This is a genomic window from Dokdonella aquatica, from assembly GCF_051987395.1.
Classification (GTDB): domain Bacteria; phylum Pseudomonadota; class Gammaproteobacteria; order Xanthomonadales; family Rhodanobacteraceae; genus Dokdonella.
This window is the reverse complement of record NZ_CP197094.1, coordinates 4513406-4539326: the sequence shown is the minus strand read 5'-3', so window position 1 is coordinate 4539326 and position 25921 is coordinate 4513406. Positions and strand designations below refer to the sequence as shown.

The 25921-nt window shown below is 69.1% G+C and carries 25 protein-coding genes, 1 tRNA gene and 1 pseudogene; 10 read left to right on the top strand and 17 right to left on the bottom strand.

Features of this window, described 5'->3' with window-relative positions; all coding sequences use genetic code 11:
• Window positions 1–6: 6 nt before the first annotated feature.
• Window positions 7–1389 carry an EAL and HDOD domain-containing protein gene (locus tag ACQQ2N_RS20240; RefSeq protein WP_440223383.1) on the bottom strand — a complete coding sequence of 461 codons (1383 nt, stop codon included), beginning with the start codon at window positions 1387–1389 and terminating at the stop codon, window positions 7–9.
• A 152-nt stretch (window positions 1390–1541) separates the two neighbouring features.
• Between ACQQ2N_RS20240 and ACQQ2N_RS20235 the strand changes: the two genes are divergently transcribed.
• Window positions 1542–3098 carry a GNAT family N-acetyltransferase gene (locus ACQQ2N_RS20235; RefSeq protein ID WP_440223382.1) on the top strand — a complete coding sequence of 519 codons (1557 nt, stop codon included), beginning with the start codon at window positions 1542–1544 and terminating at the stop codon, window positions 3096–3098.
• 381 nt (window positions 3099–3479) lie between these two features.
• On the opposite strand, the gene ACQQ2N_RS20230 is transcribed toward ACQQ2N_RS20235, so the two are convergent.
• From ACQQ2N_RS20230 to modA, 7 genes and pseudogenes are all read right to left on the bottom strand, one after another.
• On the bottom strand, window positions 3480–4091 hold the full coding sequence (locus ACQQ2N_RS20230; protein WP_440223381.1) for an HNH endonuclease: 612 nt from the start codon (window positions 4089–4091) through the stop codon (window positions 3480–3482).
• A 240-nt stretch (window positions 4092–4331) separates the two neighbouring features.
• The gene (locus ACQQ2N_RS20225; RefSeq protein WP_440223380.1) at window positions 4332–4814 is read right to left on the bottom strand and encodes an N-acetyltransferase family protein; all 483 of its coding nucleotides are present in this window, start codon (window positions 4812–4814) and stop codon (window positions 4332–4334) included.
• Window positions 4815–4834: 20 nt separating this feature from the next.
• Window positions 4835–6625 carry an acyl-CoA dehydrogenase C-terminal domain-containing protein gene (locus ACQQ2N_RS20220; protein ID WP_440223379.1) on the bottom strand — a complete coding sequence of 597 codons (1791 nt, stop codon included), beginning with the start codon at window positions 6623–6625 and terminating at the stop codon, window positions 4835–4837.
• A gap of 31 nt (window positions 6626–6656) precedes the next feature.
• Window positions 6657–7103, bottom strand: a complete 447-nt coding sequence (locus tag ACQQ2N_RS20215; RefSeq protein WP_440223378.1) for a hypothetical protein — start codon at window positions 7101–7103, stop codon at window positions 6657–6659.
• A 165-nt stretch (window positions 7104–7268) separates the two neighbouring features.
• Window positions 7269–7874 (bottom strand): annotated as a pseudogene (locus ACQQ2N_RS20210) (ATP-binding cassette domain-containing protein); the annotation flags it as partial.
• The gene (modB, locus tag ACQQ2N_RS20205) at window positions 7867–8559 is read right to left on the bottom strand and encodes a molybdate ABC transporter permease subunit (RefSeq protein ID WP_440223377.1); all 693 of its coding nucleotides are present in this window, start codon (window positions 8557–8559) and stop codon (window positions 7867–7869) included. The gene modB and the pseudogene ACQQ2N_RS20210, both read right to left, overlap by 8 nt.
• Entirely contained in the window at window positions 8556–9356 is an 801-nt protein-coding gene (gene modA / locus ACQQ2N_RS20200; RefSeq protein ID WP_440223376.1) for a molybdate ABC transporter substrate-binding protein, read from the bottom strand. Before modA ends, modB begins: the two co-directional genes overlap by 4 nt.
• A gap of 47 nt (window positions 9357–9403) precedes the next feature.
• Between modA and ACQQ2N_RS20195 the strand changes: the two genes are divergently transcribed.
• From ACQQ2N_RS20195 to ACQQ2N_RS20185, 3 genes are all read left to right on the top strand, one after another.
• The gene (locus tag ACQQ2N_RS20195) at window positions 9404–9766 is read left to right on the top strand and encodes a winged helix-turn-helix domain-containing protein (protein WP_440223375.1); all 363 of its coding nucleotides are present in this window, start codon (window positions 9404–9406) and stop codon (window positions 9764–9766) included.
• A 216-nt stretch (window positions 9767–9982) separates the two neighbouring features.
• Window positions 9983–11986: a TonB-dependent receptor plug domain-containing protein gene (locus tag ACQQ2N_RS20190; RefSeq protein ID WP_440223374.1), complete on the top strand. Its 2004-nt coding sequence runs from the start codon at window positions 9983–9985 to the stop codon at window positions 11984–11986.
• 14 nt (window positions 11987–12000) lie between these two features.
• A complete protein-coding gene (locus tag ACQQ2N_RS20185; protein ID WP_440223373.1) occupies window positions 12001–12558 on the top strand; it encodes a molybdopterin-dependent oxidoreductase in 558 nt (185 codons plus the stop codon).
• Window positions 12559–13167: 609 nt separating this feature from the next.
• Here the strand turns inward: ACQQ2N_RS20185 and ACQQ2N_RS20180 are convergent.
• Window positions 13168–14049 (bottom strand): DUF1684 domain-containing protein, encoded by an 882-nt coding sequence (locus ACQQ2N_RS20180; RefSeq protein ID WP_440223371.1) that lies wholly within the window; start codon window positions 14047–14049, stop codon window positions 13168–13170.
• A gap of 310 nt (window positions 14050–14359) precedes the next feature.
• Between ACQQ2N_RS20180 and ACQQ2N_RS20175 the strand changes: the two genes are divergently transcribed.
• On the top strand, window positions 14360–15850 hold the full coding sequence (locus ACQQ2N_RS20175; RefSeq protein ID WP_440223370.1) for a rhomboid family intramembrane serine protease: 1491 nt from the start codon (window positions 14360–14362) through the stop codon (window positions 15848–15850).
• A gap of 4 nt (window positions 15851–15854) precedes the next feature.
• On the opposite strand, the gene ACQQ2N_RS20170 is transcribed toward ACQQ2N_RS20175, so the two are convergent.
• On the bottom strand, window positions 15855–17156 hold the full coding sequence (locus ACQQ2N_RS20170) for a hypothetical protein (protein ID WP_440223369.1): 1302 nt from the start codon (window positions 17154–17156) through the stop codon (window positions 15855–15857).
• 139 nt (window positions 17157–17295) lie between these two features.
• On the opposite strand from ACQQ2N_RS20170, the gene recQ reads away from it, so the two are divergent.
• Window positions 17296–19110, top strand: coding sequence for a DNA helicase RecQ (gene recQ, locus ACQQ2N_RS20165; protein ID WP_440223368.1), 1815 nt, complete (start codon window positions 17296–17298; stop codon window positions 19108–19110).
• Here recQ and ACQQ2N_RS20160 read toward each other — a convergent pair.
• Complete coding sequence (locus ACQQ2N_RS20160) at window positions 19097–19834, bottom strand: 2OG-Fe dioxygenase family protein (protein WP_440223366.1); 738 nt, start codon at window positions 19832–19834, stop codon at window positions 19097–19099. The genes recQ and ACQQ2N_RS20160 overlap by 14 nt on opposite strands.
• A gap of 197 nt (window positions 19835–20031) precedes the next feature.
• Between ACQQ2N_RS20160 and ACQQ2N_RS20155 the strand changes: the two genes are divergently transcribed.
• Window positions 20032–20107: transfer RNA gene (locus ACQQ2N_RS20155), tRNA-Phe, on the top strand.
• Between the two features lie 160 nt (window positions 20108–20267).
• On the opposite strand, the gene ACQQ2N_RS20150 is transcribed toward ACQQ2N_RS20155, so the two are convergent.
• The 3 genes from ACQQ2N_RS20150 to ACQQ2N_RS20140 form a co-directional block, all read right to left on the bottom strand.
• Window positions 20268–20660 (bottom strand): hypothetical protein, encoded by a 393-nt coding sequence (locus ACQQ2N_RS20150; protein WP_440223365.1) that lies wholly within the window; start codon window positions 20658–20660, stop codon window positions 20268–20270.
• 231 nt (window positions 20661–20891) lie between these two features.
• Entirely contained in the window at window positions 20892–21179 is a 288-nt protein-coding gene (locus ACQQ2N_RS20145) for a hypothetical protein (RefSeq protein ID WP_440223364.1), read from the bottom strand.
• A gap of 345 nt (window positions 21180–21524) precedes the next feature.
• On the bottom strand, window positions 21525–21827 hold the full coding sequence (locus tag ACQQ2N_RS20140) for a hypothetical protein (protein ID WP_440223363.1): 303 nt from the start codon (window positions 21825–21827) through the stop codon (window positions 21525–21527).
• A gap of 186 nt (window positions 21828–22013) precedes the next feature.
• On the opposite strand from ACQQ2N_RS20140, the gene ACQQ2N_RS20135 reads away from it, so the two are divergent.
• Both ACQQ2N_RS20135 and ACQQ2N_RS20130 read left to right on the top strand, forming a co-directional pair.
• Window positions 22014–22238, top strand: coding sequence for a hypothetical protein (locus ACQQ2N_RS20135; RefSeq protein WP_440223362.1), 225 nt, complete (start codon window positions 22014–22016; stop codon window positions 22236–22238).
• Between the two features lie 130 nt (window positions 22239–22368).
• A complete protein-coding gene (locus tag ACQQ2N_RS20130; protein WP_440223361.1) occupies window positions 22369–22773 on the top strand; it encodes a DUF6491 family protein in 405 nt (134 codons plus the stop codon).
• Between the two features lie 3 nt (window positions 22774–22776).
• Here ACQQ2N_RS20130 and ACQQ2N_RS20125 read toward each other — a convergent pair whose 3' ends face one another.
• Genes ACQQ2N_RS20125 through ftsY form a run of 3 tightly spaced genes read right to left on the bottom strand, consistent with a single transcriptional unit; the run spans window position 22777 to window position 25221 of the window.
• A complete protein-coding gene (locus ACQQ2N_RS20125) occupies window positions 22777–23049 on the bottom strand; it encodes an oxidative damage protection protein (protein WP_440223360.1) in 273 nt (90 codons plus the stop codon).
• A complete protein-coding gene (gene mutY, locus ACQQ2N_RS20120; RefSeq protein ID WP_440223359.1) occupies window positions 23028–24098 on the bottom strand; it encodes an A/G-specific adenine glycosylase in 1071 nt (356 codons plus the stop codon). Before mutY ends, ACQQ2N_RS20125 begins: the two co-directional genes overlap by 22 nt.
• A gap of 10 nt (window positions 24099–24108) precedes the next feature.
• Window positions 24109–25221, bottom strand: coding sequence for a signal recognition particle-docking protein FtsY (gene ftsY / locus ACQQ2N_RS20115; protein ID WP_440223357.1), 1113 nt, complete (start codon window positions 25219–25221; stop codon window positions 24109–24111).
• Between the two features lie 66 nt (window positions 25222–25287).
• On the opposite strand from ftsY, the gene rsmD reads away from it, so the two are divergent.
• Window positions 25288–25887 (top strand): 16S rRNA (guanine(966)-N(2))-methyltransferase RsmD, encoded by a 600-nt coding sequence (rsmD, locus tag ACQQ2N_RS20110; RefSeq protein ID WP_440223356.1) that lies wholly within the window; start codon window positions 25288–25290, stop codon window positions 25885–25887.
• Window positions 25888–25921: the final 34 nt, after the last annotated feature.

Here is a 25921-nt window from a genome sequence, read left to right as displayed (position 1 = left end):
GCCGCGTCAATCCGCCACGTCGAGCGCCCAGACGAGGGCCAGCAGATGCTGTTCGCTCGCGTATTCCGGCGTGACGCCGCACTTCTCGGCCGCGGCGGTGAGCGAGCCGAGATCGTCGTTCTCGCAGGCGATCGCGAGCGTGAGCAGGTCGGCCATCGGGCCTTCGCCGCGCACCACGGCGGCTTCGATCTCGGGGGCCGTCGACAGCGAGGCCATGGCCTCCTGCAGGGGGATCTGCAGCATCGCGTCGACGAGCGAGAGCAGGCCGACCAGGAACAGCGCGTCGCGTTCGCGCTCGGGGCGGTTCGCGCCGACCAGTTCCATCATGCGTGCGCGCACGAGCGCGCTCTCGAGCAGTGCCGCCGATCGTGCCGAGCCCTTGTCCGCGCTGTAGATCAGCAGCATGAGCCAGCGGTAGGTCTTCTCGCGGCCGAGCAGCAGGAGGGCGCGCTCGATCGAGGTGATCTCGTCGCGCATGCCTATCGAGGCGGAGTTGATGTAGCGCATGAGGCGCAGCGAGAGCGCAGGATCCTGTTGCAGGATCTGCGCGATTTCATGGGCGTCGGATTCCTCGCGGCGCAGGCGCGCGAGCAGGTCGGCGATGCGCGCGGTGTTCGGGCCCATCGTGTTGCCGGACCAGTCCTCGCGGCGCGTGATGAACGGACCCTGGAACAGCGCCGTACCGAGGCCGAAGCAGAACAGGAAGTCGTCGTGCGTGGGGATGTCGCGCGCGAGGATCTGGGTCTTGGCGCCGGACTTGCGCAGCTGGTCGGCCACCGTGCGCAGGCGTTCCGGATCGCCGACGCCGGCGTCGACGACGGCAAAATCGGCTTGCGGCAGCAGGTACAGCCCCGGTGCGTCGGCGGTCGACACGTCGATCGCGATTCGGTAGCCGAGGGCGCGCAGGCGCCGCACCGACTCGATCACCCTGGACGGATCGATCGGCTCGGCGGACGGGATCGTGCCGACGATCAGCACGGTCGCGGCCGGCGGCAGTTCGGTGATCGACGGGTGCTCGAGGAACGAATCGGGCACGTCGAGGAACGCCCTGCGGTGGCCGAGCAGGCGCAGCACGTCCAGCTTGAGGATGTTGCGCACGAGCACTTCGGCGTACACGTGGTGGATGCGCCGGCTGCGCGAACGGATGCGCTCGCGCGTGCCGTGCTGGAGCATGAACTGGTAGCCGGCGACGCGGTGGTCGCGGCCGAGGATCGTCTCGCGGCAGATGAAGCCGCTCGGGGGCTCGGGCTCGGCGTGGCCTTCCGGGCGCGGCGTCGCGGTCGCCGAGCGCAGCGGCGCGTGGCGGTTGAGCGTTTCGAAATCCCTTTCCTGGGTGCCTGGCTTGCGTCCGGCAGTGCCGAACAGTCGGGCCAGAAGCCGCTTGAACATGAACGAATCCCCCCGTACGCGGCGCCTCGTGGCGACGCGGATCGCCCGAGCATACGCCATGCCTCCATGACCGGGAACGTGCCGTCCGGCGTTCAGCGGCGCCGAGGCGCCGCCGCGCTAGGCTGCCGTGTCCTTCATGCGAGTGTCCGCCGATGACGACTCCCGCTCCCCGCCTCGTCGTGCGCCAGGCCGGCGCCGCCGACATCGACGCGATCGTCGATCTCACCGCTCGTGTCTACGGCGCCGAGTGGGGGCATTCGGCCGACATGGTGCGCGGCCAGCAGGCTCGCTTCCCGCAAGGCCAGTTCGTCGCCGCGTACGACGGCAAGGTGGTCGGCTTCTGCGCGACGTTCCGCATCGACGAGGCCACCGCGATGGCACCACACGCCTGGGACGAGATCACGGGCGGCGGCTACGCGTCGCGCCACGATCCCGATGGCGACTGGCTGTACGGCATGGACGTGTGCGTGGATCCGGCGTTCCGCGGCCTGCGTATCGGCCGCCGCCTGTACGAGGCGCGCAAGAAACTGTGCCGATCCCTGCGCCTGCGCGGCATCGTGTTCGGCGGACGCCTGCCGGGCCTCGAGAAACGCATCCGCAGCCTCGGCTCGGTCGATGCCTACGTCGAGGCCGTACGCGAGGGGCGCCAGCGCGACGCGGCGCTGAGCTTCCAGCTGCGCAACGGCTTCGAACTGATCGGCGTGCTCGAGCACTACGTGCCCGGTGACCGCGAGTCGATGGGCTATGCCGCGCATCTCGCGTGGCGCAATCCGGATCGCCACGACCAGCCCGAGACGCCGACGCCGCGCCATGCCGCGCGCCTGCCGGACCGCGTGCGTGTCGCGACGATCCAGTACCAGCAGCGCCGCATCGACTCGTTCGAGGCGTTCGCGACGCAGGTCGAGTACTTCGTCGACATCGCCGCGGGCTACGAATCGGATTTCGTGGTCTTTCCCGAGATGATCACGCTGCAACTGCTGTCGATCGAGAACGCGAGGCTGCCCTCGGTCGAGGCGATCCGGCGCATCACCGACTACACGGCGCGCGTGCGCGCGCTGTTCTCGGACCTGGCCGTGCGCTACAACATCAACATCATCGGCGGCTCGCATCCGACCCTCGTCGACGGCACGATGCGCAACCTCTGCCACGTCTGCCTGCGCGACGGTTCCGTGCACGTGCAGGAGAAGATCCACCCGACGCCGAACGAACGCACGTGGTGGGGCATCAAGGGCGGCAGCCGCGCCGCGGCGATCCCGACCGACTGCGGCCCGATCGGCGTGCTGATCTGCTACGACTCGGAATTCCCCGAACTCGCGCGCCACCTCATCGACCAAGGGGCGCTGATCCTGTTCGTGCCGTTCTGCACCGACGAACGACAGAGCTACCTGCGCGTGCGCTACTGCAGCCAGGCACGCGCGGTCGAGAACCAGTGCTACGTGGTGCTGTCGGGCAACGTCGGCAACCTGCCGGGCGTCAACAACTTCGATATCCAGTACGCGCAGAGCTGCATCCTGACGCCGTGCGACTTCCCGTTCGCGCGCGATGGTGTCGCCGCCGATTCGACGCCGAACACCGAGATGGTGCTGTGGGCCGACCTGCGCCTCGAGGATCTCGCCCGCGCGCGCAACGACGGCACCGTGCAGAACCTCAAGGATCGCCGCCACGACCTCTACGGCACGCGCTGGAGTGGCCCGCGGCGCGATACGTGATGGTCGTGTGTGAGGTGTGAGGCGTGAGGCGTGAGGCGTGAGGCGTGAGGCGTGAGGCGTGTGATCCGTGCCCCGAAATGCAGACACAACCGTGTCATCGGACCCCGTCATGCAAGGGCTCGTCATCCCGGCGAAGGCCGGGATCCAGCGCCTCCGTCCGATCCAACACCTGCCAGCAGGGCGATCGACGCTCTGCGCGATCGCGAAGCGGCGAGTGCGCTGCGGTACTTGAGGACATGACTCCTGCTGCGCGCTGTTGACGCGCTTCCCGCTTGCGCCGGAGCGAGGCGGGCGAACTCAGGATCGATCGGATCGCTGCAGCAAAAGACGCATGCGTCGATGCGTCGACGCCATTCGGTCGCACACCTGATCGGTCGCGACTCACACCGGCAACGGCATCTCCGCGCGCGGCTGCTTCTTCGGCAGGTGGCTGACCAGGAATTCCATCTGGTCGGCGAGGATGTTGCGGTTCGAGAGGATCAGGTGCTCGACCCAGCTCGGGCGATACGGCACGGCGAGCAGCGGCATCTTGGCCTGCTGCGGTGTGCGGCAACCCTTGCGCACATTGCAGGCGAGGCAGGCGGTGACGACGTTCTGCCAGGTGTCGCGGCCACCGCGCGAGATCGGGATCACGTGGTCGCGCGTGAGGTCGCCACGCGAGAAATGCTGTCCGCAATACAGGCACAGCATGCGGTCGCGCGAGAACAGCGCGACGTTGGTCAGGGCAGGCGCGGGGTCGATCGCGCGGATGCGCGCATGGCCCGTGCTCGCGACGATCGGGTGCAGGTCGAGCGTGCTGGTCTGCCCGGTCAGGCGGCTGGTGCCGCCATGGATGGTCAGGCACGGCTCGCCGAGCGTCCACGCGACGGCATTGCGCACGTAGAGGCAGGTGGCTTCCTGCCACGAGATCCAGTCCATGATGCGCCCGCCCGCGTCGAGGGACAGCACCCGCGTCGCGATGTGATCGCCTGGTCTTCGCACGTCCGCCAGCATTCGCACCTCCTTCGAGGAAACGTCACCGGCACCGTAACCGCCGGTCCATGCACTGCATTGCGCCGGCGGAGCATAGACCAAACCCGGTGACATGTGCGCGACAGCTTGCGTGTGGCGGCATGACCGGAGATCGTGCATGCGGAGCGTTGCCGCGTGTGCGATCGACGCGAGGCGATGGAATACGCGTTGCTCCGTCCGACGAGCCGCGCGAGGCGGCACGCCGTGAAGCCGCTGCCGCGATCAGCGCAGCGGCTTGACCATGCGCAGCGTCTCGACCTCGAAACCGCTGCGCTCGTAGAGCTCTCGCGCCCGCGTGTTGCCGGGGAATACGGCGAGGCCGAGCCAGCGGCAGCGGTGGTCGCGTGCCCAGCGTTCCGCGTAGGCGAGCAGGCCGGTGCCGACGCCGTGGCCATCGTGGCCCGGCGCGACGGCGAGGTCGGCGATGTGACAGTTCGGCAGGCCCGAGAAGAAATCGATGTTGGTGTGCAGGTGCAGGAAGCCGACGCGTTCGCCGTCGTCGTTCTCGGCGACGAACACGTGGGTACCGGCCGGCTGCTCGCTCAGGTGGCGCGCGAGGTCGCGGCGGATGCCTTCCTTGTACTCGCCGCGTCGTCGCAGCTTCGGCACCTCGAAGCCGTCGACGAATCGATCGACGAGGCCGAGGATGAACGCGTCGTCATCGACGTCGGCGAGTCGGATGTGGAGGTCGGCCTGCGAATCCATCGTGGTTCACCGTGGGAGGACTATCCGAACTGGGCATCCGGCATCGCCATGAGCGTGTCCGCGCCGGCGCGTATCGCGGCGCCATGCGCATGGATGCGCGGCAGGATGCGGCTGAAATAGAAGCGTGCGGTGTGGCGCTTGGAATCCTTGAAGTCGGCACCGTGCGACGAGGTTTCCGCGGCGGCGACGCTGCGCACCCAGAAGTAGGCGAGCGCGACGTAGCCCGAGTAGAACAGGTAGTCGACCGCGGCTGCGCCGATCTCGTCGGGATTGGCCTGGGCGCGGCGGGCGACTTCCTGGGTGATGTCGCTCCATTCCTTGGTCACGATCGCGAGCGGCGCGACGAACTCGCCGAGGGCGGGATCGGCCGCGGCGGACTGGCAGAACGCCGAGATCTCGCCGAGGAAATGCTTGAGGCCGGCACCCTGCAGTTGCAGGATCTTGCGGCCGAGCAGGTCGTTGGCCTGGATCTGCGTGGTGCCTTCGTAGATCGTCGTGATGCGCGCATCGCGTGCGTACTGCTCGACGCCGGTCTCGGCGATATAGCCGTGTCCGCCGAACACCTGCACGGCGTCGTAGGTGGCCTCCTGGGCGAGCTCGGTCAGCAGGCCCTTGACGATCGGCGTGAGGAACGAGACGAGCTGGTCGGCGCGTTCGCGCTCCTCGGCATCGGGCGAGTGCGTGGCGATGTCGTGCTGCAGATAGGCGTACAGCGCGAGCACGCGGCAGCCTTCCGCGAACGCCTTCTGCGTGAGCAGCATGCGACGGATGTCGGGGTGCACGAGCAGCGGATCGGCCGGCTTCTCGGGGAACTTGGCGCCGGTCAGCGCACGCATCTGCACGCGGTCGCGCGCGTAGGCGAGCGCGTTCTGGTAAGCGCGCTCGGTGAGGCCGAGGCCTTGCACGCCGACCGCGAGGCGCGCGGTGTTCATCATCGTGAACATCGCGTTGAGGCCCTTGTGCGGTGCGCCGATCAGCCAGCCTTCGGCGCCGTCGAAGTTCATGACGCAGGTGACCGAGGCCTTGATGCCCATCTTGTGCTCGATCGAGCCGACCGCGAGCGTGTTGCGCTCGCCGGCGACGCCGTCCTTGCCGACCTTGAACTTCGGCACGATGAACAGCGAGATGCCCTTCACGCCCGGAGGGGCGTCGGGCAGGCGCGCGAGCACGAGATGCACGATGTTCTCGGTGAGGTCGTGCTCGCCCGCGGTGATGAAGATCTTGGTGCCGGTGACGCGGTAGCTGCCGTCGGCCTGCGGTTCGGCGCGCGTCTTGAGCAGGCCGAGGTCGGTGCCGCAATGCGGTTCGGTCAGGCACATCGTGCCGGTCCAGCGGCCGTCGGTGATCGGCTTGAGGAAGGCTTCCTGCTGCCACGCCTCGCCGTGCGCCTTGAGCGCCTCGACCGAACCGTGCGACAGCATCGGGAAGTTGCCCCACGACACGTTGGCCGCGTCGATGAACTCCTTGACGATCGCGCCGACCGTCTCGGGCAGGCCCTGGCCGCCGAACTTCTCGGGCGTCGTCAGCGTCGACCAGCCGCCGTCGACATAGGTCGCGTAGGCCTCCTTGAAGCCCTTCGGCGTGGTCACGCTGGCCGAGGCCTTGTCGAGCACGCAGCCTTCCTGGTCGCCGCTGTGGTTGATCGGCGCGAGCACCTGCTCGGCGAACTTCGCGGCCTCCTCGAGCACCGCGTCGACGATGTCGGGCGTCGCCGATTCGAAACCGGGCAGGCGCTGGAACAGCGCTTCGGCGCCGAGCACGTCGTACAGCGCGAAGCGGACATCCTTGAGCGGGGCGGCGTAACGGGTCATCGGGAATCCTTGTCGAGGAGCGGCGCGCGGTTCAGCGCCAGGTATTGGACAGGCCGGGCACGGGCGACAGGCGGCTCGTGCGCTCGAACGGGAACGTGCCCTTCGGATCACGGCTCTCGATCGTGCCCTTGAGTTCGTAGGCGAAATCGTGGCCCGGATCGAGTTTCGAACCGGAGGCCGGTGTGACGACGAGCGAAAACACGTCGGCACTCTCGCCGGGGATGTCGAGGTCGACGGTCGATCGCACGGTCGCGACTTCCTTGCCCGTGATGTGGAGCTTCGCGTCGAGGTTGCTGAACGTCATCGGCACGTTGCTGAAGTTCTGCACGCGCACGATGAGCTTCCACTCGCCTCCGGGCTGCAGCACGAGCTCCTGGATCGACGCGGTCGGCGGACTGACGCGGCGTACCGGGCCGCTGCTGCACGCCACGAGCAGGCCGCCTGCGGCCAGCATCATGGCGAGGTGGAGCATCTTCATGGAGAACCCCTCAAACGATCGTTCGAACGGCCCTAGCGTAGCGGGTTCGGGAGGGTCCGCAAAGCGTCCCGGAGCGGTTGGTCAGACGAGGTAGGTCGGCGTCGCGACGTGCTGCATTGCGGCGAACGCGGCGACATCGACGTGGCCCGCGACACCGCCTGCACGCAGCAGCACGACTTCGTCGGCGAGCGCGGTCACTTCGTCGGCATGGTGGCTCACGAGCAGGGTCGCCACCGGCAATTCCTTCTTGAGCCTGCGCAGGTGTTCGAGCACCTGGGTCCGCGCCTCGCGGTGCAGGCCGGTCAGCGGCTCGTCGAGCAGCAGGATGCGCGGCGCGCGCAGCAGCGCACGGCCGATCGCGACGCGCTGGCGCTCGCCGCCGGACAGCGTGTCGGGGCGGCGGTCGAGCAGCGCACCGAGGTCGAGCAGGTCGATGAGGCGCCGGAACGGTTCACCGCGCTGCGCGCGCCTTGCGCCGTAGAGCAGGTTCGCGGTGACGTCGAGGTGCGGGAACAGGCGTCCGTCCTGGAACACGTAGCCGACGCCGCGGCGCGTGGCCTTGATGTCGATGCCCGCGGCGCGATCGAACAGCACGCGCTCGTCGAGCACGATGCGGCCCGCGTCGGGACGCACGAGGCCCGCGATCGCGTGCAGCACGCTGGTCTTGCCGGCGCCCGAATCGCCGAACAGCGCGAGCGCGCGCGACGACGACGAGAACGCGATGTCGATCGCGAGGTCGCGGTAGGCGTGGCGTACGGCCAGCTCAATCATCGCGGCGACGTCCCCAGGCCGCGCCGCCGAGCACGGCGGCGACGAGCGTCGCGGCGAACGCGACGGCCAGCGACACCAGCGTCAGGCGCTGCACGCCCGGCTCGCCGCCGGGTGTGGTCATGAGTTCGTAGATCGCGATCGGCAGCGTGCGCGTCTCGCCCGGGATGTTCGAGACGAAGCTGATCGTCGCGCCGAATTCGCCGAAGGCACGCGCGAACGCGAGCACGCAGCCGGCAATGATGCCGCGCGAGGCCAGCGGTACGACCACGGTCGCGAAGCGTCGCCATGCGCCGGCGCCGAGCGTCTCGGCGGCCTGCTCGAGGCGGCGGTCGACGTTGTCGAACGCGACGCGGATCGACAGCACGAGCAGCGGAAACCCCATCACCGCCGCGGCGAGCACGGCGCCGGTCCAGCGGAACGCGAACACGATGCCGTGCTCGGCGAGCCATGCGCCGGCCCAGCCCTGCGTGCCGAACACGACGAGCAGGGCGTAGCCTGTCACCACGGGCGGCAGCGTCAGCGGCAGGAACAGCAGCGCCTCGACGAGAAAGCGCCCCGGGAAGCGCGTGCGCGACAGCAGCCAGGCCAGCCCGAGCGCGAACGGCAGCGAGGCCGCGATGCTGAGCAGCGCGACGCGCAGGCTCAGCGACAGCGCCTGCCATTCGTCGGGTGAGAGCGGCGTCATCGCGGACGCGGATCGAACCCGGCCGCGACGAACTCGGCCTGCACGCCAGGCGACAGCAGCAGCGCGTGCAGCTTGCGCGCCTCGTCGCCGGCCGGCGCGAGCAGGCCGATCGGGTAGACGATCGGCGCGTGCGTCGCCGCCGGGAACGTGTCGACGATGCGCACGGCGGGCTCCGACAGCGCGTCGGTGCGATAGACGATGCCGAGCGCGGCTTCCTTGCGTGCGACGAAGTTGAGTGCCGAACGCACGTTGTCGGCCGACACCGCGCGTGCGGCGAGCGCATCCCACTGGCCGAGCGAGGTCAGCGCGGCCTTGGCGTACTTGCCGGCCGGCACACTGTTGGGTTCGCCTACCGCGAGGCGGCCGGAGGGTCCAAGTGCGTCGCCGACCGAACCGCCGCTGGCGAGGTCGACCCTGGCGTCGCTGTCCTTGGGCGCGACCAGCACGAGCGCGTTGCCGAGCAGGTTGGCGCGCGTGCCGACCTCGAGCTTGCCGAGCTTCTCGACGTGATCCATCCAGTCGAGGTCGGCCGAGATGAACACGGCCGCCGGCGCGCCGTGCTCGATCTGCCGCGCGAGCTGCGACGAGGCCGCGTAGCTGACCTTGATCGTGCCGATCGCCTTCGCGTCGGGCTTGGCCAGGATCGCGTCGAGCGCGGGCTTGAGGCTGGCCGCGGCGAACACGAGCACCTCGGCGGCGTGCACCGGTGCCGCGAGCAGCGACACCGCGAACGTGGCGGCGAGCAGGGTGCGGCGCGCGAACCGGCGCAGCGAGGAGGCGGAGGCGGTGGTCGACATGGGGCGTCCCGTTATGATCGCGAGGTCGAAACGAAGGAAGTGACGCCATGCCCCGGTCGCATGCGAGCGGCGAACTGCGCATCCGCATCATGCACGGTGCGCGTGTCGCGATGGGGCCCGGCAAGGCGGACCTGCTCGAAGGCATCCGCGACAGCGGATCGATCTCGGCGGCGGGACGGCGCATGAAGATGAGCTACAAGCGCGCCTGGCAGCTCGTCGACGAGATGAACGCGTGTTTCGCCGAACCCGTCGTCGAGGCCAGTACCGGAGGCAGCGGTGGCGGTGGCGCGCAGCTGACCGCGACCGGCACGGCCGTGCTCGCGCGCTTTCGCGCGCTGCAGCGCCGCTGCGAGCGTGCCGCGCACGCCGACATCGCGGCGTTGTGCGCTGCGCTGCGTCCGGACGGGTAGGGCTGGGACCATGCGCCGCATTATGCGGAGATCGTGTTGCAGGTCGCCAGCGTTGTGGTCATGAGGACATAGCGGTCAGGCGCGGCGAGCGCGCGGCGACGGGTAGCGTGTTTCATCGACAGCGTGGATCGGCCGACAAGCGTGTCCCGGTGACGCGGCGCATCGCCGTTCGCTATAGTCGATCGGATACAACGAATCCCTGCGACGGACCCCGCCATGCCCCGATTCCTGCCCGCGCTGTGCCTGCTGCCGCTTTCGATCTCGTTCGCCTTCGCGCAGGCGGCGAAGGACGACGAGGTGTTCCCGCTCGGCGTCGTCGAAGTGATCGCCGAGGCGCCCGCGAAGCCTGCGCCGGGCGTCGAACGCATCGACCTCGAGACGATGCGCCAGCACGACCGTCGCGACGTGTCCGAGGCGCTCAACCTGCTGCCGGGCCTCACCTTGCAGAACATCGGCCAGCGTCGCGAGCGCATGGTCTGGATCCGCGGCTTCAACAGCCGCCAGGTGCCGATCTACATCGACGGCATCCCGGTCTACGTGCCGTACGACGGCAACATCGACCTCGCGCGCTTCGGCGTCGATTCGCTGTCGCAGATCCTCGTCACGAAGGGCCTGACCTCGGTGCTGTACGGTCCGAACGCACTCGGCGGCAGCGTCAACCTCGTGAGCCGCCGTCCGACCGCGCCGTTCGAGGCCTCGGCCTATGCCGGCTTCGATCTCGACCGCGAAGGCGACACGCAGGGTCGGCGCGCCGGTGCGCGCATGGCGACCCGTCAGGAGGCGTGGTACGCGCAGGTCACTGCGTCGTACGCCGATGCCGATTTCTTCCGCCTGCCGTCGCGCTTCTCGCCGACCGCGAACGAGGACGGTGGGCGTCGCGAGAATTCGGCCAGCAACGACCGCCTGTTCACGGCCAAGCTCGGCTGGACGCCGAACGCGACCGACGAATACGTACTCAGTTACTACCGCCAGGACGGCGAGAAGCAGGATCCGCCGTACGCCGGCCGCGCCGCGGGCGTCAATGCGCGTTTCTGGCGCTGGCCCGACTGGGACAAGGAAAGCCTGTACCTGATCTCGCGCACGGCGATCGGCGACAGCGCGACGCTGCGCCTGCGTGCCTACCACGACAGCTTCTACAACCAGCTCGATTCCTACGACAACGCGACCTACACGACGCAGACGCGGCCGTACGCGTTCTCGAGCCTCTACGACGACTTCACGACCGGCCTCAGCGCCGAGTTCGAGCAGCGCTGGTCGGATGCCCAGGTCACGCGCCTCGCCGTGCACGGCAAGCGCGACGTGCACCGCGAGATCGCCGCGATCGGCTCGCCGCAGCAGCATTTCATCGACCGTACGACATCGGTCGGCCTCGAGCACGAGTGGAAGCCTTCCGCGGCCTGGACGATCACGCCGGGCGTGTCGTGGAACGAGCTCGAAGGTCGCCAGGCCGACAACCTCGTCGCCGGCGCGATCGTGCCGTTCGACCTCGAGACCAACGACGCGGTCAACGCGCAGGTCGCGGTCGGCTACGCACTCGGCGACGACGCGCGCGTGTTCGGCGGTGTCAGCCGCAAGACGCGCTTCCCGACGCTCAAGGACCGCTACTCCTACCGCATGGGCTCGGCGCTGCCGAACCCCGACCTGGCCGCCGAGCGCGGCACCCACGTCGAACTCGGCTACGAGGCGACGCTGGCGTCGTTCGGTTACCGCGTCGCGCTGTTCCACAGCCGCCTCACCGACGCGATCGACAGCGTCACGCTCGCGCCGACCGCGTGCACCGCGCCGCCGTGCTCGCAGCTGCGCAACATCGGCGAGCAGCGCAATGAAGGCGTGGAGCTGTCGATGGACTACGCGATCACCGACGCCTTGCGCGTGTCGGCGAACTACACCTACCTGCATCGCGAGAACCGCACGCGTCCCGAGATCCTGCCGACCGACACGCCGCGCGAGAAACTGTTCGCGAGCGTCGGCTACGATTTCGCGCCGCGCTGGACCGCGCTCGCCAGCGCCACCTCGGAAAGCCGCCGCAACAGCGCGACCAACGGCACGCGCGTCGCGCCGGGCTTCACGGTCTACGATGCACGCGTGCGCTGGCAGGCGACCGACGCCATCGCCGCCTCGGCCGGCGTGCGCAACCTGAGCGACAAGCGCTTCTTCTACGAGGAAGGCTATCCCGAGCCGGGCCGCACGTGGACGTTCCAGGTCGACTACCGCTACTGATGCAGGAGGTTCCGATGCCCCGTTCGATCGACCGCGCGATGCCGATGTCCCTGCGCCGTGCCGGCTGGCTGTTCGGCCTCGCGTTGTGCATGTCCCATGCAGCGTTCGCCGCCGAACCGCACAAGCACGCGGAGCCCGTCGCGAACACCTCGACCACGGTCGCGATCGGCGGCGAGGTCGCCACGCCGCTCGTGCTCGACGCCGCGAAACTCGCGACGATGCCGCGCAAGACGGTCAAGGCCAGCGCGCACGGCGTCGAAGGCGAGTACGGCGGCGTGCCGCTCGTGGAGGTGCTGCGTGCGGCCGGTGCGCCGGTCGGCGAGACGCTGCGCGGGAAGAACCTCGCGCTGTACGTGCGCGTGAGCGCGGCTGACGGCTACCGCGTCGTCTACGCGCTCGCCGAGCTCGATCCGAAGTTCCGCGACGACGGCGTGCTGCTCGTCGACACGAAGGACGGCAAGCCGCTCGACGCGACCGAAGGTCCGTTCCGCCTCGTCGCGCCGGTCGAGAAGCGCCCGGGCCGCTGCGCGCGTCAGGTCACGCGCATCGACGTGCTGCGCGCCCCGGAGTGAGCGCCCGAACGCCGCAACGGTAGCGCGGATTCGGCCATCGACGTCGACGCATGACCGGGAAGCTCGCTCGTGATGCGGCAGCACGGGACACGGCGGAATCGTCTGCAGCGGTTCCGCCGTGCACGTGACGCGTTTCTCAGGTAGGGCGGAACCCGCGCAGCGGATTCCGCCGACATGCGCAGTGGTGCGTGGCAGCCGCCTCCACCGCAGGAAAGGCAGCGTCCGCAAGCATGCGGCGACGACACCCGCCACGGCGGAATCGCCTGCGGCGGTTCCGCCCTACGCGTGACGCCCTACAGGTGACGCGCTTCTCCGGTAGGGCGGAACCCGCGCAGCGGATTCCGCCGTCATGCGCAGTGGTGCGCGGCAGCAGCCTCCAGCGCGGCAAAGGCAGCGTCCGCAAGCATGTGGCGACGACACCCGCCACGGCGGAATCGCCTGCGGCGGCTCCGCCCTACGCGTGACGCCCTACACGTGACGCGCTTCTCCGGCAGGGCGGAACCCGCACAGCGGATTCCGCGGTGTTCCTGCGGCGATGTTGCGGCTGAGCCGCTTCCCGCACGAGGCACGTGACGATCGTGTCGACACGGACGGCTTACCCGTAACCGCTCAATGCGCCTTCGCGTACGTCTTCTCGCCGGCCTCGACGCGCACGGCGAGGCGGTTGCCCGGCGGGGCGGTCGGGCAGACCACGTGCGGCGACAATGCGCACGGCGGGTTGTAGGCCTTGTTGAAATCGAGTTCGACCTTGCCGTCCTTCGGGGCGTCGGCGTAGAGGAAGCGCGCGGCGCCGTAGGTTTCCTTGCCGCTGGTGCGGTCGGCGATGATGAAGAACAGGCGGCCGTCGTCCTCGGTCACGGGCTCGAGCTCGTAGCGCTTGCCGTCGCGTTCGAACACGGCCTTGCCGGGCACGGTCGCCTTCTCGAGCGTGTTGATGATCGTGACGAGCTCGATCGCACGCGGCGGGTCGAACGGCACCCAGTCGGCCTGCACGCGCCACGTCGCGTCGACCGGGAAGTGTTCGATGTGCGTGAACGCCTTGCGCGCGGGTGACTCGGTGTCGCGAAGGCGCCAGCCCGTCGTGTCGCCGGACTTGACCACGTAGAACCAGCGGCTGCCGAACGTGACGCGCGTCGGCTTACCGTCGAGATTGGTCTTGAGGATCTGCTCGCCTTCGCTGTCGGTACCTTCGACGCGCGCACCGCTTTCGGCCAGCACGCGGAAGCGCGGCACGCCGTCCGCGCCGAGCGTCAGCGTGCCGACGTGCTTGGGGCCCGACGGCAGCACGATCGCGTTGTCCTCGGCGCTGCCGACCGTACTCGTGCCCGCGTTGACGATGCCCGAACCGATGAAGCTGAACCAGCCTTCGGGCTGACGCAGCGAGGCGTAGCGATCGGCGCGCCAGGCCTCGACGGATGCGGTGTAGTCGTCCGCCGCGTGCGCAGCTGCGCTGGCGAGGACGAGGCAGGACAGGAGCAGGCGACGGATCATGCAGGCGTTCCGGATGCGGGGCCGCCAGTATAGGCGTCGGGATGGCGCATGCCGGTGCGCCATGCCGGCATGAGCACATGCCGGTCCGTTCCGGGGCGGGTGACGTTCGGGCGTCGCGAGACCGGCCGTGTCGCGGCACGCGCAGGGATCCGCGTCGCGTGGCTCTGCCACGACCGGTGGAGTGACACGTCGGTACGCATGCCGGGACGCTGGAAGCGATGGTCGGATCATCGGTGCGCGTTCCGGCACCACGCATCTCCGGTCACTGCCACGAGGCTATGATGCGCACCGAACCGGGGACCCCACGCACATGCTGATCCTGCCGCTCCACCGCCTGCCCACACGGGCCACGTTCCCGTGGGTGACGCTCGCCCTCGTGCTCGTGAACGTGTTCGTCTTCACGGGATGGCAGCTCGGCGGGGAGCGTGCGCGCGAACGCGCCATCGAGGTCTACGTCGCTTCAGGCCTCGGGGCTCTGGAGTTCCCGGCGTACGCGGAATGGCTTGCGGCGAAAGGCGACAACGAACGCGCGAGGGAATTCGGGGGCGTCGCGTCGGCGAACCCGAAGCACGCCGCCCTCGTCCTCAACCACGACGATCGCTTCACGTCGGCGCTGGATGCAGGCACCGTCGTGCCGCGAGCCGAGGACATGGCGGACTGGCGCGTGCGGCGCGACGTGTTCACGCGGGCCTGGAACGCCGTGTTCACCGAGCGTTGGCTGCAGCGCTTCGATCGCTTCGATCCGGTCAGGATGATCTCCGCGACCTATCTCCACGGCGGTTTCGGTCACCTCGTCGGCAACCTCGTGTTCCTCGTCATGCTCGGGTTGCTCGTGGAAGGTGCGCTCGGTGCCGGCCTGTTCTTCGCGCTGTACACGCTCGGAGGCTTCGGTGCCTCGCTCGCGTCGCTCGCCTGGAACTGGGGCGAGCCCGGCGGCGCGCTCGGCGCCTCGGGTGCGATCGCGGCGTTGATGGGGGCCTACTGCGTGCTGTGGGGCATGCGTCGCGTGCGCTTCTTCTGGTGGTTCTTCTTCATCTTCAACTACGTCAAGGCGCCCGCGCTGGTGTTGCTTCCGGCATGGCTCGGCTGGGAGCTCTACAACCTCGCGTTCACGAAGGGTGCCGGCATCGGATTCGAAGCGCATGCCGGCGGCATCGTGTCGGGCGCGCTTCTCGGCCTGGCCGTGGTCGCCCTCGGCTGGCAACGGCGCGATTTCCTCGACGAGGAGGAACGCGCCGATGCGGCCGTGCAGGCGCGCGACGATCTCGAGCGTGCGCTCGATCACGTCGGCCGCCTCGAGATTCCCGCGGCGCGCAAGCTGCTAGAGCCGCTCGCGGCGCGCAACCCGGCCGACCTCGACGTGCTCGAAGCGCTCTACCGCTGTGCGCGTTGCGAGAAGGGACAGCCTCGTCTCGTCGAAGCCGCCACGGCGGTGCTCGGCATCGTGCCGAGGGATGCCGACGATGTCGCGAGCCAGCGTCGCGTGTTCGACGATGTGTCGCGCATCGCACCGGGAGCGGTACGCCTGCCGGCCGCGCTGCGCGTGTCGGCGGCGCGCCAGTGGGCACGCCTCGGCCAGTTCGCACCGGCACTGCGCGTGCTCGCGACGATCGACCTCGCCGAACCGGCCGCCGCGAGCCTCGCTGGCGATTGCCTGGCGGTCGCGCAACGCGCGATCGCGAGCGGGGAAACCGCCGTGGCACGCCCGCTGCTCGAAGCCATCGTGCGCGCCTTGCCGTCTACGCCGGAGGCCGGCAAGGCGCGCGTGCTGCTTGGAGACACCGCGCGCGTGTCCGGCTGATCCGTCAGCCGTTCGGCGCGCGTGCAGGCACCGGCGTGGCCAACGTCTCGAGGAAGGCGCGGTAGCGTGCGATGTCCTCGCGAAGCGCATGCTGCGGGAACGCACCGAGCAGGTGGTCGAGCAGCTTGCGCGCCTCGGCGTCGCGCCCCATGCGCTCGGCGAGCAGGCGCGCGGCGAGCAGGTAGTTCGCCGGCAGGTCCTTGTGCTTGGGGTTGGTGCGGTGGAAGCCCGACAGCAAGCCCAGCGCGAGCTGGGTCTGGCTCGCCTCCGACGCGAGCGTGGCGAGGCGCAGCACCGTGTCCGCCGGCGGCTTGAAGGCGGGATCGAGCGCGACGCATTCACGCAGCAGTGCGAGCGCACGCCGGTTGTCATCCTGGCCGATGAGGATGTCGAGCCACTCGCGGCCGTGGCGCAGCGATTCCTCGCGATGGTCGCCTAGGGCCAGCAGCTTGCGGTACTGCGTATGCACCGACGGCGTGCCGCCGCGGCTGCGGATGTGTTCGCGCAGCAATGCGATGGCGGCGTCGATCTCGCCCTCGCGGACCAGCGCCTGGCTCTGCTCGAGCAGCTCGCCGTCGGGATCGTCGCGGCGCGCGGCAAGCGGTGCCACGTTCTCGATCTGCGGCTCGAAGCCGAGTTCGCTCTGGTACTGCCAGATCATGTAGCCCATGAGATGGAACGTCACGAGCGCGACGTATTGCGCGATGGCGTAGTACGCGACGACCGCGACCGGTCCCGGCAACAGGGGCAGCAGCAGCGCCATCACCCTCGATTCACTCGCATTGAACAGGAAGGTGAGCCCGATCAGGATCAGGTAAGGCACGCCGATGCGTGCGATCACCGAGAGCCAAGTCGCCGGGTTGAGCGCGTGACCGAGGCTGCCGTCCATCGCGACCGACATCGTCATCGCGGGCATGCCGATGCCGAATGCGATCAGCGTGACCAGTCCGGCGACCGGTCCGAGGAAGATCATGGCGAGCACGACGAGGACGATGTAGATGACCTGCAGCCACACGATCGACCAGCCGCTCGAATCGTCGACGCGCGTTGCGACTTCGGGAGGCGTCAGCACGCCGTTCGCGCTCGCGCGCAGGCATTCGGCGGCGTACTTGTAGAACGGGATCCACACGAGCAGGTGCCACAGCCAGCCCAGCGGCAGGTAGATCGACAGGCGGCACAGCGCGAGGACGAAGATCGTCAGCAGTGCGGACGAGTGCAGCGGATACATCGCGATCGCGGGAAGGCGCGACCAGAACGGCTCGATACGGCGCGGGTCCGGCGTGGACTGCGGCTGGCGGGTGGACATTCGGTGATTTTCCCCAAGGCCGGGACCGCGACGCGGGCCGTCGGCGGCGCGCAGCATAGCAGCGCGCAACGCGGTTGGATCGAGTGGCGCGGGGTCGCATGCGGGGCGGCAGATGACCGCGCTTTGCTAGCATGGCCGGATGCCTGAATCCGCCCTGCAGATCCTCAACACCGTCTTCGGCTATCCCGCGTTTCGCGGCGAGCAGGAAGCCATCATTGGGCACGTCGCCGATGGCGGAGACGCCCTCGTGCTGATGCCGACCGGCGGCGGCAAGTCGCTGTGCTACCAGATCCCCGCGCTCCTGCGGCCCGGGACGGCCATCGTCGTGTCGCCGCTGATCGCGCTCATGCAGGATCAGGTCGAGGCGCTCCATCAGTACGGCATCGAGGCGGCGTTCCTCAATTCGAGCCTCGATGCGATCGCCCAGCGCGATGTCGAGACCCGCCTGCGCGCAGGCGATCTCAAGCTGCTCTACGTGGCGCCCGAGCGCCTGCTCACGGAGCGCTTCCTCGATCTGCTCGACCGTACCGAGATCGCGCTGTTCGCGATCGACGAGGCGCATTGCGTCTCGCAGTGGGGGCACGATTTCCGCCCCGAGTACCGCCAGCTCACGATGCTGCACGAGCGTTACCCGCGCGTGCCGCGCATCGCGCTGACGGCCACGGCCGACGCGCCGACGCGGCGCGAGATCGTCGAGCGGCTCGGCCTCGACGAGGCGCGCAGTTTCGTCGCGAGCTTCGACCGCCCGAACATCCGTTACCGCGTGGTCGAGAAGGACAACGCGCGCCGCCAGCTGCGCGACTTCCTCGTCGCGCATCGCGGCGAGTCGGGCATCGTCTACTGTCTGTCACGCCGCAAGGTCGACGAGACCGCGGCCGCGCTGGTCGAGGATGGCATCGAGGCGCTGGCGTACCACGCCGGCATGGAATCGGCGCAGCGCGCCCACCACCAGCAGCGCTTCCTGCGCGAGGACGGTATCGTGATGGTCGCGACGATCGCGTTCGGCATGGGCATCGACAAGCCCGACGTGCGCTTCGTCGCCCACATGGATCTGCCCAAGAGCCTCGAGGGCTACTACCAGGAAACCGGTCGCGCGGGACGCGACGGCCTGCCTTCGGAAGCCTGGATGTGCTACGGCCTCGGCGACCTCGTCACGCTCGTGCAGTTCATCACGCAATCCGACTCCGGCGAGGAGCGCAAGCGCGTCGAGCGCGCCAAGCTCGATGCGCTGCTCGGTTATGCCGAGACGACGGCCTGCCGCCGGCAGCGCCTTCTGGCGTACTTCGGCGAGGCGCGCGCCGAGGCCTGCGGCAACTGCGACAACTGCCTCGATCCGCCGCAGACCTGGGATGCGACGGTGGCCGCGCAGAAGGCGTTGTCGTGCGTGTACCGCACCGGCCAGCGCTACGGCGTCGGGCATCTCACCGCGGTGCTGCGCGGCGAGGACGACGAGCGCGTGCGCCAGCTCGGCCACGACAGCCTCAGCGTGCACGGCATCGGCAGCGAGTTCGACGAACGCCAGTGGCGCGGCATCTTCCGCCAGCTCGTCGCTGCGGGCCTGCTTGCGACCGATGAGGAGGGTTACGCGACGCTGCGCCTGACCGAGGCCAGCCGCGCCGTGCTGCGCGGCGAGACGGTCGTGCGCCAGCGCCGCGTCGCCGACCGCGCCGAGCGACGCGCTTCACGCAAGTCGGACCGCAACGGCAAGGCGCGTGCCTCGATCGACATCGCGCCACACGAGGCCGAGGTCTGGAATGCGCTGCGCGAAGCGCGCGCAAGGCTCGCGAAGGAGCAGGGCGTACCGGCCTATGTGATCTTCCACGACGCCACGCTGCTCGCGATGCTGCGCGAGCGGCCGCAGTCGCTGCGCGAACTCGGCGGGATCAGCGGCGTCGGCGAGAGCAAGCTCGCGCGTTACGGTGAAGCGTTCCTCGAGGTGCTCACCGCGGCCTGAGCTCGCGTGCGTCGCGCCAGGTCAGCACGAGCACGTCGCGGAACGCCGGCCTGGATGCATCGACCGGTTCGACCGCGGTGACGCCGTGGAACACGCGGCGGTCCTCGACGAGCGCAGAATCCAGCGGTCGCGTCAGCGTGAAGCTGCCGAGTTCGCTGCCGTCGAGACCATGGATCGAGGTCGTGCCGCTGGCGATGTTCTCGCGCCGCACGAGCAGCACGAGCACGTGGTCGACGCCGTCGCGGTGCATGCCCTCGGGTGTCGGCTGGCCGGCGTGGCCCGGTGAAGCCTCGATGCGGAACTGGTGCATCTCGACGTGCCAGTCGGTCACACCCGGCGACAACGCGCTGAACGTCGCGTTGCTCCAGCGCAGGATCGTCGCGAGCGCGGTGCCTCGCGCGATCGCATCCTCGACCGGCTCGAACCAGCGCTCGATGCCGCCGTTGAGCGTGTTGTAGTCGAGGCTCTGGTAGTGCGGCTGGTGTGCCTGGCGCGTCGTCTCGCCACCGGCGATGGCACGGAACGCCGCATGGCGACGCCGACGGTAGCGTCCGCCGTCGGCCATGTGGCGATCGAGATGAAGGTCGTTCCAGCTCGCCGCGAACACGTCCCAGTCGTCGAGCCCGCCTGCCCCCGATAACGCCTCGCGCATCGTCGGTGCCTCGACGAACGCGAAGCCCTGCTGGTCGAGCGCGTCGGCGATGCGGGGAATCGAAGGCGACATGGCGATGCGGCGATGCGAGGACGCGGGGCGCGTAGTGTAGGAGCAGCGGCCCCGCACGTGGAGCGCTGCGCCTCCGCGACGCGACGTCGCGGCTCGATCGCTCACGAAGTGCGTGCGATCGCTTGACGCGCGCGACGCCAATCGCTCTAATACGCGCCCTTCCCGCACGGCCATCAGCGCCGCTGCGAAAGTCCCGTGGCCGGGTAGCTCAGTTGGTAGAGCAGGGGATTGAAAATCCCCGTGTCGGCGGTTCGATTCCGTCCCCGGCCACCATTTCCTCCAGTCGTATACCGTTTCGATCGCCGACGTGAGCCTCAGCTCCGGCTCGATCGTGCGCGACGTACTCGCGCATTTCCTTCGCTTCATGCATGCCGTCGCGATTCGCGTGCCGTATACCGGCTGACTTCCTGCCTCTCGCGCCGGACGGGCGTGCTCAGCGCGTGGATGCCTGTCCCGCTCCGTCGCAGTGCACCGTGAAAGGCCCGTACTCGAACGATGCGAGGCGCTCCGCGGAGGCACGGGCGGCGAGCTTCCTGAGGTTGCCGGGCGGGCGGTCCAGCAAGCACCGGGCGGCTTCATGGACCGCGGGAGGTGCATCGGGGTCGGCAGACGCGATCTTCGTCACGTTCGACGCAGCGTCGACCGACACGATGAACAGCAACTCGCTGTTGTCGACGCTTCCGCATCGGAGCAGCCCGTCCCCCAACAAGCCGCGGAGGCACCCCGCACCCGTCCAGAACTCGGTGTCGGTGCTGCCGTGCGCCGGCATCGCGAACATGATGGCGATGAGGCTCGGGACGAGCTTGCGGCGTGTCCTGCGCAGCATCGCGGCGAATCGTTCCACTGACCGAAGTCTGCCTTGCATCCACCGGCACTCCCTTGGCGGTCCGAGTCGGACATCCGACTCGACGGCGTCACCGGAACGCGCGGCGTTCCACACGTCCATGTGACGCTTCGATGCTAGCACGCCCGATAGCTGGGATCGGCCCGGGCCGACTGCATGCATCGCACGCATGCATTCGCCGGATTTGCATCGCCGAGCGACGTGATCTCGTCCTCAGTCCCCCCGCAACTCCCCGCGCCTGCGCCGGAACCCGCGCGCCACGCCGATGCCGAGGGCCTCGATCGACTGCACGACGTCGAGTGACGCGGTCGTCGTGTCGAGGTGGGCGGCGTTGACGATCTGGGCGGCGTCGAGGTGGCCGCCTTCCTGCAGCGCCTGGTAGGTCATGTCGAGCTTCATGCCGGCGAGATCGAGCTTGTGCACGGCTTCGGCGAGCTTCTCGCCGACGTGTTCGGCGTCGATGCCGGTGGGGACATCGGGCTGGATCGGGTGGTCCGTCATCGCGTCGTCTCCTCGGGCGGATCACGATGCAGGTGTACAGGTTCGCTTCCGGCGCCGGCGAGGACGGCGCGTCCGGCCGTCGACGGAGTATGACTCCGTGAAGACGGGGCGAGTTCAGCTCGGTACGTGCAGAACACTCCCCATGTCAGCCGATCTTCATCCCTGTGCCCATGCGCCGTGCGTCTGCCTCGTCGAAGGCGATGACGCCTACTGCTGCACCCATTGCCGGGACGAGGATGCGCGTGGCGGTGACACCTGCCGATGCGGGCACGCCGATTGCGCGTTGGAGCCTGTCTTGCAGCCGGCGTGAAATCCTCGCCCTTACGCGGCGTCGGCCCGAGTGCGTCAGGCCTGCGACGGCAACTCGTTGCGGCGTGAACGCCCGACGAGGTCGGCGAGCAGGGGAGCGACGTCGCGATCGCGGAAATAATCGATAGCGTCGTGCCAGCTCATGAAGCTGACGCTTTCGCGCTGGACGTAGTCGCCGGGCGAGATCTCGTCGGCGGTCGACTCCGCGGCGAGGGGATGCAGGCGGCCGCTCCACACCATGATGCCGTAAGGGCCGCGGTTGAGCAGCGTCACGGCGAGGTAGTGCCCATCGGGCAAGGGCTGTTCCGACCGCACGTGCGCGGTGTCGACCGACATCATCTGACTCTCCCCGTGAGGTGCCGATGGTAGCGCGAACCGACTCCCCCCGAGGCGTGCCGGACGGCATGCGTGAACCGAACACAACGGTCACATCCCCGACACGCTCGCGATCGAGCCACGTTCATGCGCCCACGGGCACGATCGCCGGGCTTCGCAAAATCAATCGCAACATCAGTGGATCAGGACATGCGTTCGACGGTACAGGTGCAACGGCGTTGGGACTCGTTCGGCCCGGCGCAGATCGGTGACAAGGCCAAGCGTGTCCTCGAACTCGTCAGGTACATTTCCGACATCCGCGTGGAACGCCAGTACGTCGACCAGGCGCTGCTCTCGTTCGAGGACAGCGACGATTTCGACACGTTCGCCGAGCTCGACGAACTGCTCGCCGAGCGTGGACTCGAGCGGGTATGAAGCGCATGGACGGTATCGCGGCGACGTTTCGCTGCGCTGCGCCGTCCCGAGGCGACAGGTGTTTCCCGACAGGCCGTCCGCGCGAGGCGCGTGACGATCGACAACGCTCCAGCCCGCAGGTGGTCACGTCATGAAAGTCACGGTTCTCGTCCTCGCCGCGCTCGCCGGCATGTCCCTGTACGGCGTTCATGCGCAGACGCGCGACACGCAGAAGCAGAACCTCGAGGCCTATGCGCCGTTCCTCGGACAGCCGGTCGAGCAGTTCCAGTTCTTCAACCTGCAGAAATGGGAGCTCGTGGGCGAGGACAAGGTCATCGTCTGGCCGCGCCTCAACGATGCCTTCCTGCTCACCGTCGACAAGCCTTGCCGCGAACTCGAGTGGGCGCAGTCGATCGGCATCACCTCGACCGCCAACCGCGTGAGCCGGCGCTTCGATTCGGTCAAGGCGGGCGCGGACACCTGCCGCATCCAGGAAATCCGACCGCTCGACTACAAGGCGTTCCAGGTCGCGCGGCGCGAAGACAAGGCGTCCTGACCTTCAGGGCACCTCGGGCGAGGTATAGCCGTCGGGCTTGGCGGAACCCTCGCCGAAGAAGTACTTCTCCATCTCGCCGGCGAGGAAGGCGCGGGTCTTGGCGTCGAGCGGATTGAGGCGGTTCTCGTTGATGAGCATGGTCTGATGGGCAAGCCACTCGGCCCAGGCCTCCTTCGACACGCCGTCGTAGATGCGCTTGCCGAGTTCGCCGGGCCAGGGCGCGAACGGCAGGCCTTCGGCTTCGCGGCCGGTCTTCACGCAGTGCACGGTTCGCATGGGGCGTCCTCCATCAGGGTTTCGAGCAGGGTGCGCACGGGCGCGGGCAGGCCGATCGCGCCGAGGTCGTCGCGGCGCACCCACAGGGTGTCGCCGTCATCAGCCACCGTATCGTCGACGTGCGTGGCAACGTAGAGCACGGGCGTCACGAGCAGCTTGTAGTGGCTGAACACGTGCACGAAGTCCGCGAGCACGCGAGGCGAGGCCGCGGTGACGCCATGACGGCGGGCCAGCACGCTCGTACCTTCGACGACACCATCGCCTTCGGGCAGGCTCCAGAGTCGCGCCCAGACGCCGGTCGGCGGTCGGCGTTCTAGCAGCACGCGTCCTTCGCCGTCGCGCACGACGAGCATGTGCGTCGCGCGTGTCGGTACGGCGCGTGTCGGCTTCGCTTCGGGCAGAACGTCGGTGAGCGCCTCGAGGTGTGCGACGCAGTCCGCATGGACCGGGCAGGCGGGGCACAGGGGCTTGCGTCGCGTGCAGACGAGCGCACCGAGATCCATGATCGCCTGCGTGTAGTCGGCGGCGCGCGCGTCCGGCGTGTACGCCTCGGCGATGCGCCAGAGTTCGCGCTGCACGGCAGGCAGGCCGGTCCAGCCGTGCACCGCGCGATGCCGCGCGAGCACGCGGCGAACGTTGCCGTCGAGGATCGCATGCGGCTCGCCATGCGCCTGGGCGAGGATCGCCGCGGCGGTCGAGCGACCGATGCCCGGCAGTGCCGCGAGCGCCTCGATGTCGCGCGGCAGCTCGCCGCCGTGTTCGGCCATGCAGCGCTTTGCGCACTCGTGCAGGTGGCGGGCACGCCGGTAGTAGCCGAGGCCCGACCACAGCGCGAGCACCTGGTCGAGCGGTGCGGCGGCGAGGGCTTCTAGCGACGGCAGTGCGGCGACGAAGCGTTCGAAATACGGGATGACCGTGCGCACCTGGGTCTGCTGCAGCATGACCTCGCTGAGCCAGACACGGTACGGCGTGCGTGGATGCTGCCACGGCAGGTTGCGCCGGCCGTGGCGATCGAACCAGCCGAGCAGGCGCGTGGCGAACGCGTCCATCGTGGCGGGCTCAGCCGAGCGAGGCGGGCAGAAGGCCCTCCACGAACGCGCGGGCGTCGAACGTGCGCAGGTCCTCGATCCCTTCGCCGAGGCCGACGAAGCGGATCGGCAGGCCGAACTCGCGCGCGAGCGCGAAGACGACGCCGCCCTTCGCCGTGCCGTCGAGCTTGGTCACGACGAGGCCGGTCACGCCGATCGCCTCGCGGAACTGGCGCACCTGGCTGATCGCGTTCTGGCCCGTGGTGCCGTCGATGACCATGAGCACCTCGTGCGGGGCTTCCGGATCGAGCTTGGCGAGCACGCGGCGGATCTTGGAGAGTTCGTCCATGAGGCCGGTCTGCGTGTGCAGGCGGCCCGCGGTATCGGCGATGAGCAGCTCGGTGCCGCGCGAGCGCGCAGCCTGCAGCGCATCGAAGATCACGCTGGCCGAATCGGCGCCCGAGCCCTGCGCGACGACGGGCACGTTGTTGCGGGCGCCCCAGGTCTGCAGCTGCTCGACCGCCGCGGCGCGGAACGTGTCGCCCGCGGCGAGCATGAGCGAGCGGCCCTCGGACTGGAAACGGTGCGCGAGCTTGCCGATCGTGGTGGTCTTGCCGACGCCGTTGACGCCGACGGTGAGCAGCACGAACGGGGCACGACCACGCACGTCGAGCGGTTTCTCGACGCCGGCGAGCATGCCGAGCAGTTCGCTGCGCAGTGCCGCGAGCAGGGCGCCTGCATCGGCGAATTCGCGCTTGTCGACGCGCTTGCGCAGGCGTGCGATGAGATCGGTCGACGCGCCGACGCCGACATCGGCTGTGATCAGTGCGGTCTCGAGCGTATCGAGGAACTCGTCGTCGAGTTTGGCGTGGCGCACGAACAGGCTGCCGAGGCTGCGCGCGAAACCGCTGCCGGCGAGGCGCTCGCGCCAGCTGCGCCTGGCCGGAGCCGCGGGCTCCGCAGCCGCCGGGTGCTCCGGGACAGGCATCGGCTCGACGACGGGCGGCTGGGGAGCGAGGACGTCGGCGGAGATCATGCCGGGCTCGACGAGCGCGACATCCTCGCCTGCAGGAGCGGCGGGCGCGTCAGGTTCGGGCGCCGTGGCGGCTGCCGGCGCGTCCTTCTTCTTCCAGAACTTGAGCATCAGGGGTGTGTACGGGGCAGTCGATCGGCGGCATGCTATCACTCCGCCGCTGAACTCCCGTCCCGCATGCCCAAGCGGCCTTCGTCGCGCCCATCCGCAACCTCCGGTCGCCTGCGCATCGTCGCGGGGCGGTTGCGAGGCAGCCGTCTCGACGTGCCATCGTCGCCCGGCCTGCGGCCTACCGGCGACCGCGTGCGCGAGACGCTGTTCAACTGGCTCGCGCCGGTCGTGCAGGGCATGCGCTGCCTCGACCTTTTCGCCGGCACCGGCGCACTCGGGATCGAGGCCTTGTCGCGTGGCGCCGCGCATTGCACGTTCATCGAGCGCGACCGCGCGCTCGCGCAGGGACTCGAGGGCAACCTCGAGCGCCTCGATGCGGGCGACGCCCGCGTCGTCAACGCCGATGCGGCGACCTGGCTGCGCGCTGCGCAAGGCATGTTCGATCTCGTGTTCATCGACCCGCCGTTCGAGGCGAAACTCTGGAACGTCGCGGCGGACGGACTCGAGACATCGGGTTGCCTGGCCGTCGGTGCGTGGCTGTACGTCGAATCGCCGATCACCGAGCCGCTCGCGCTGCCGGCCACATGGCGGATCCATCGCGAGGGGCAGGCCGGCGGGGTCCGTCACGGCCTCTATCGTCGCGCCGCGCCCGATCCGCTAAGCTAAGAGGATTCAGGTTGAGCGCAGGCCCGATTCCGTC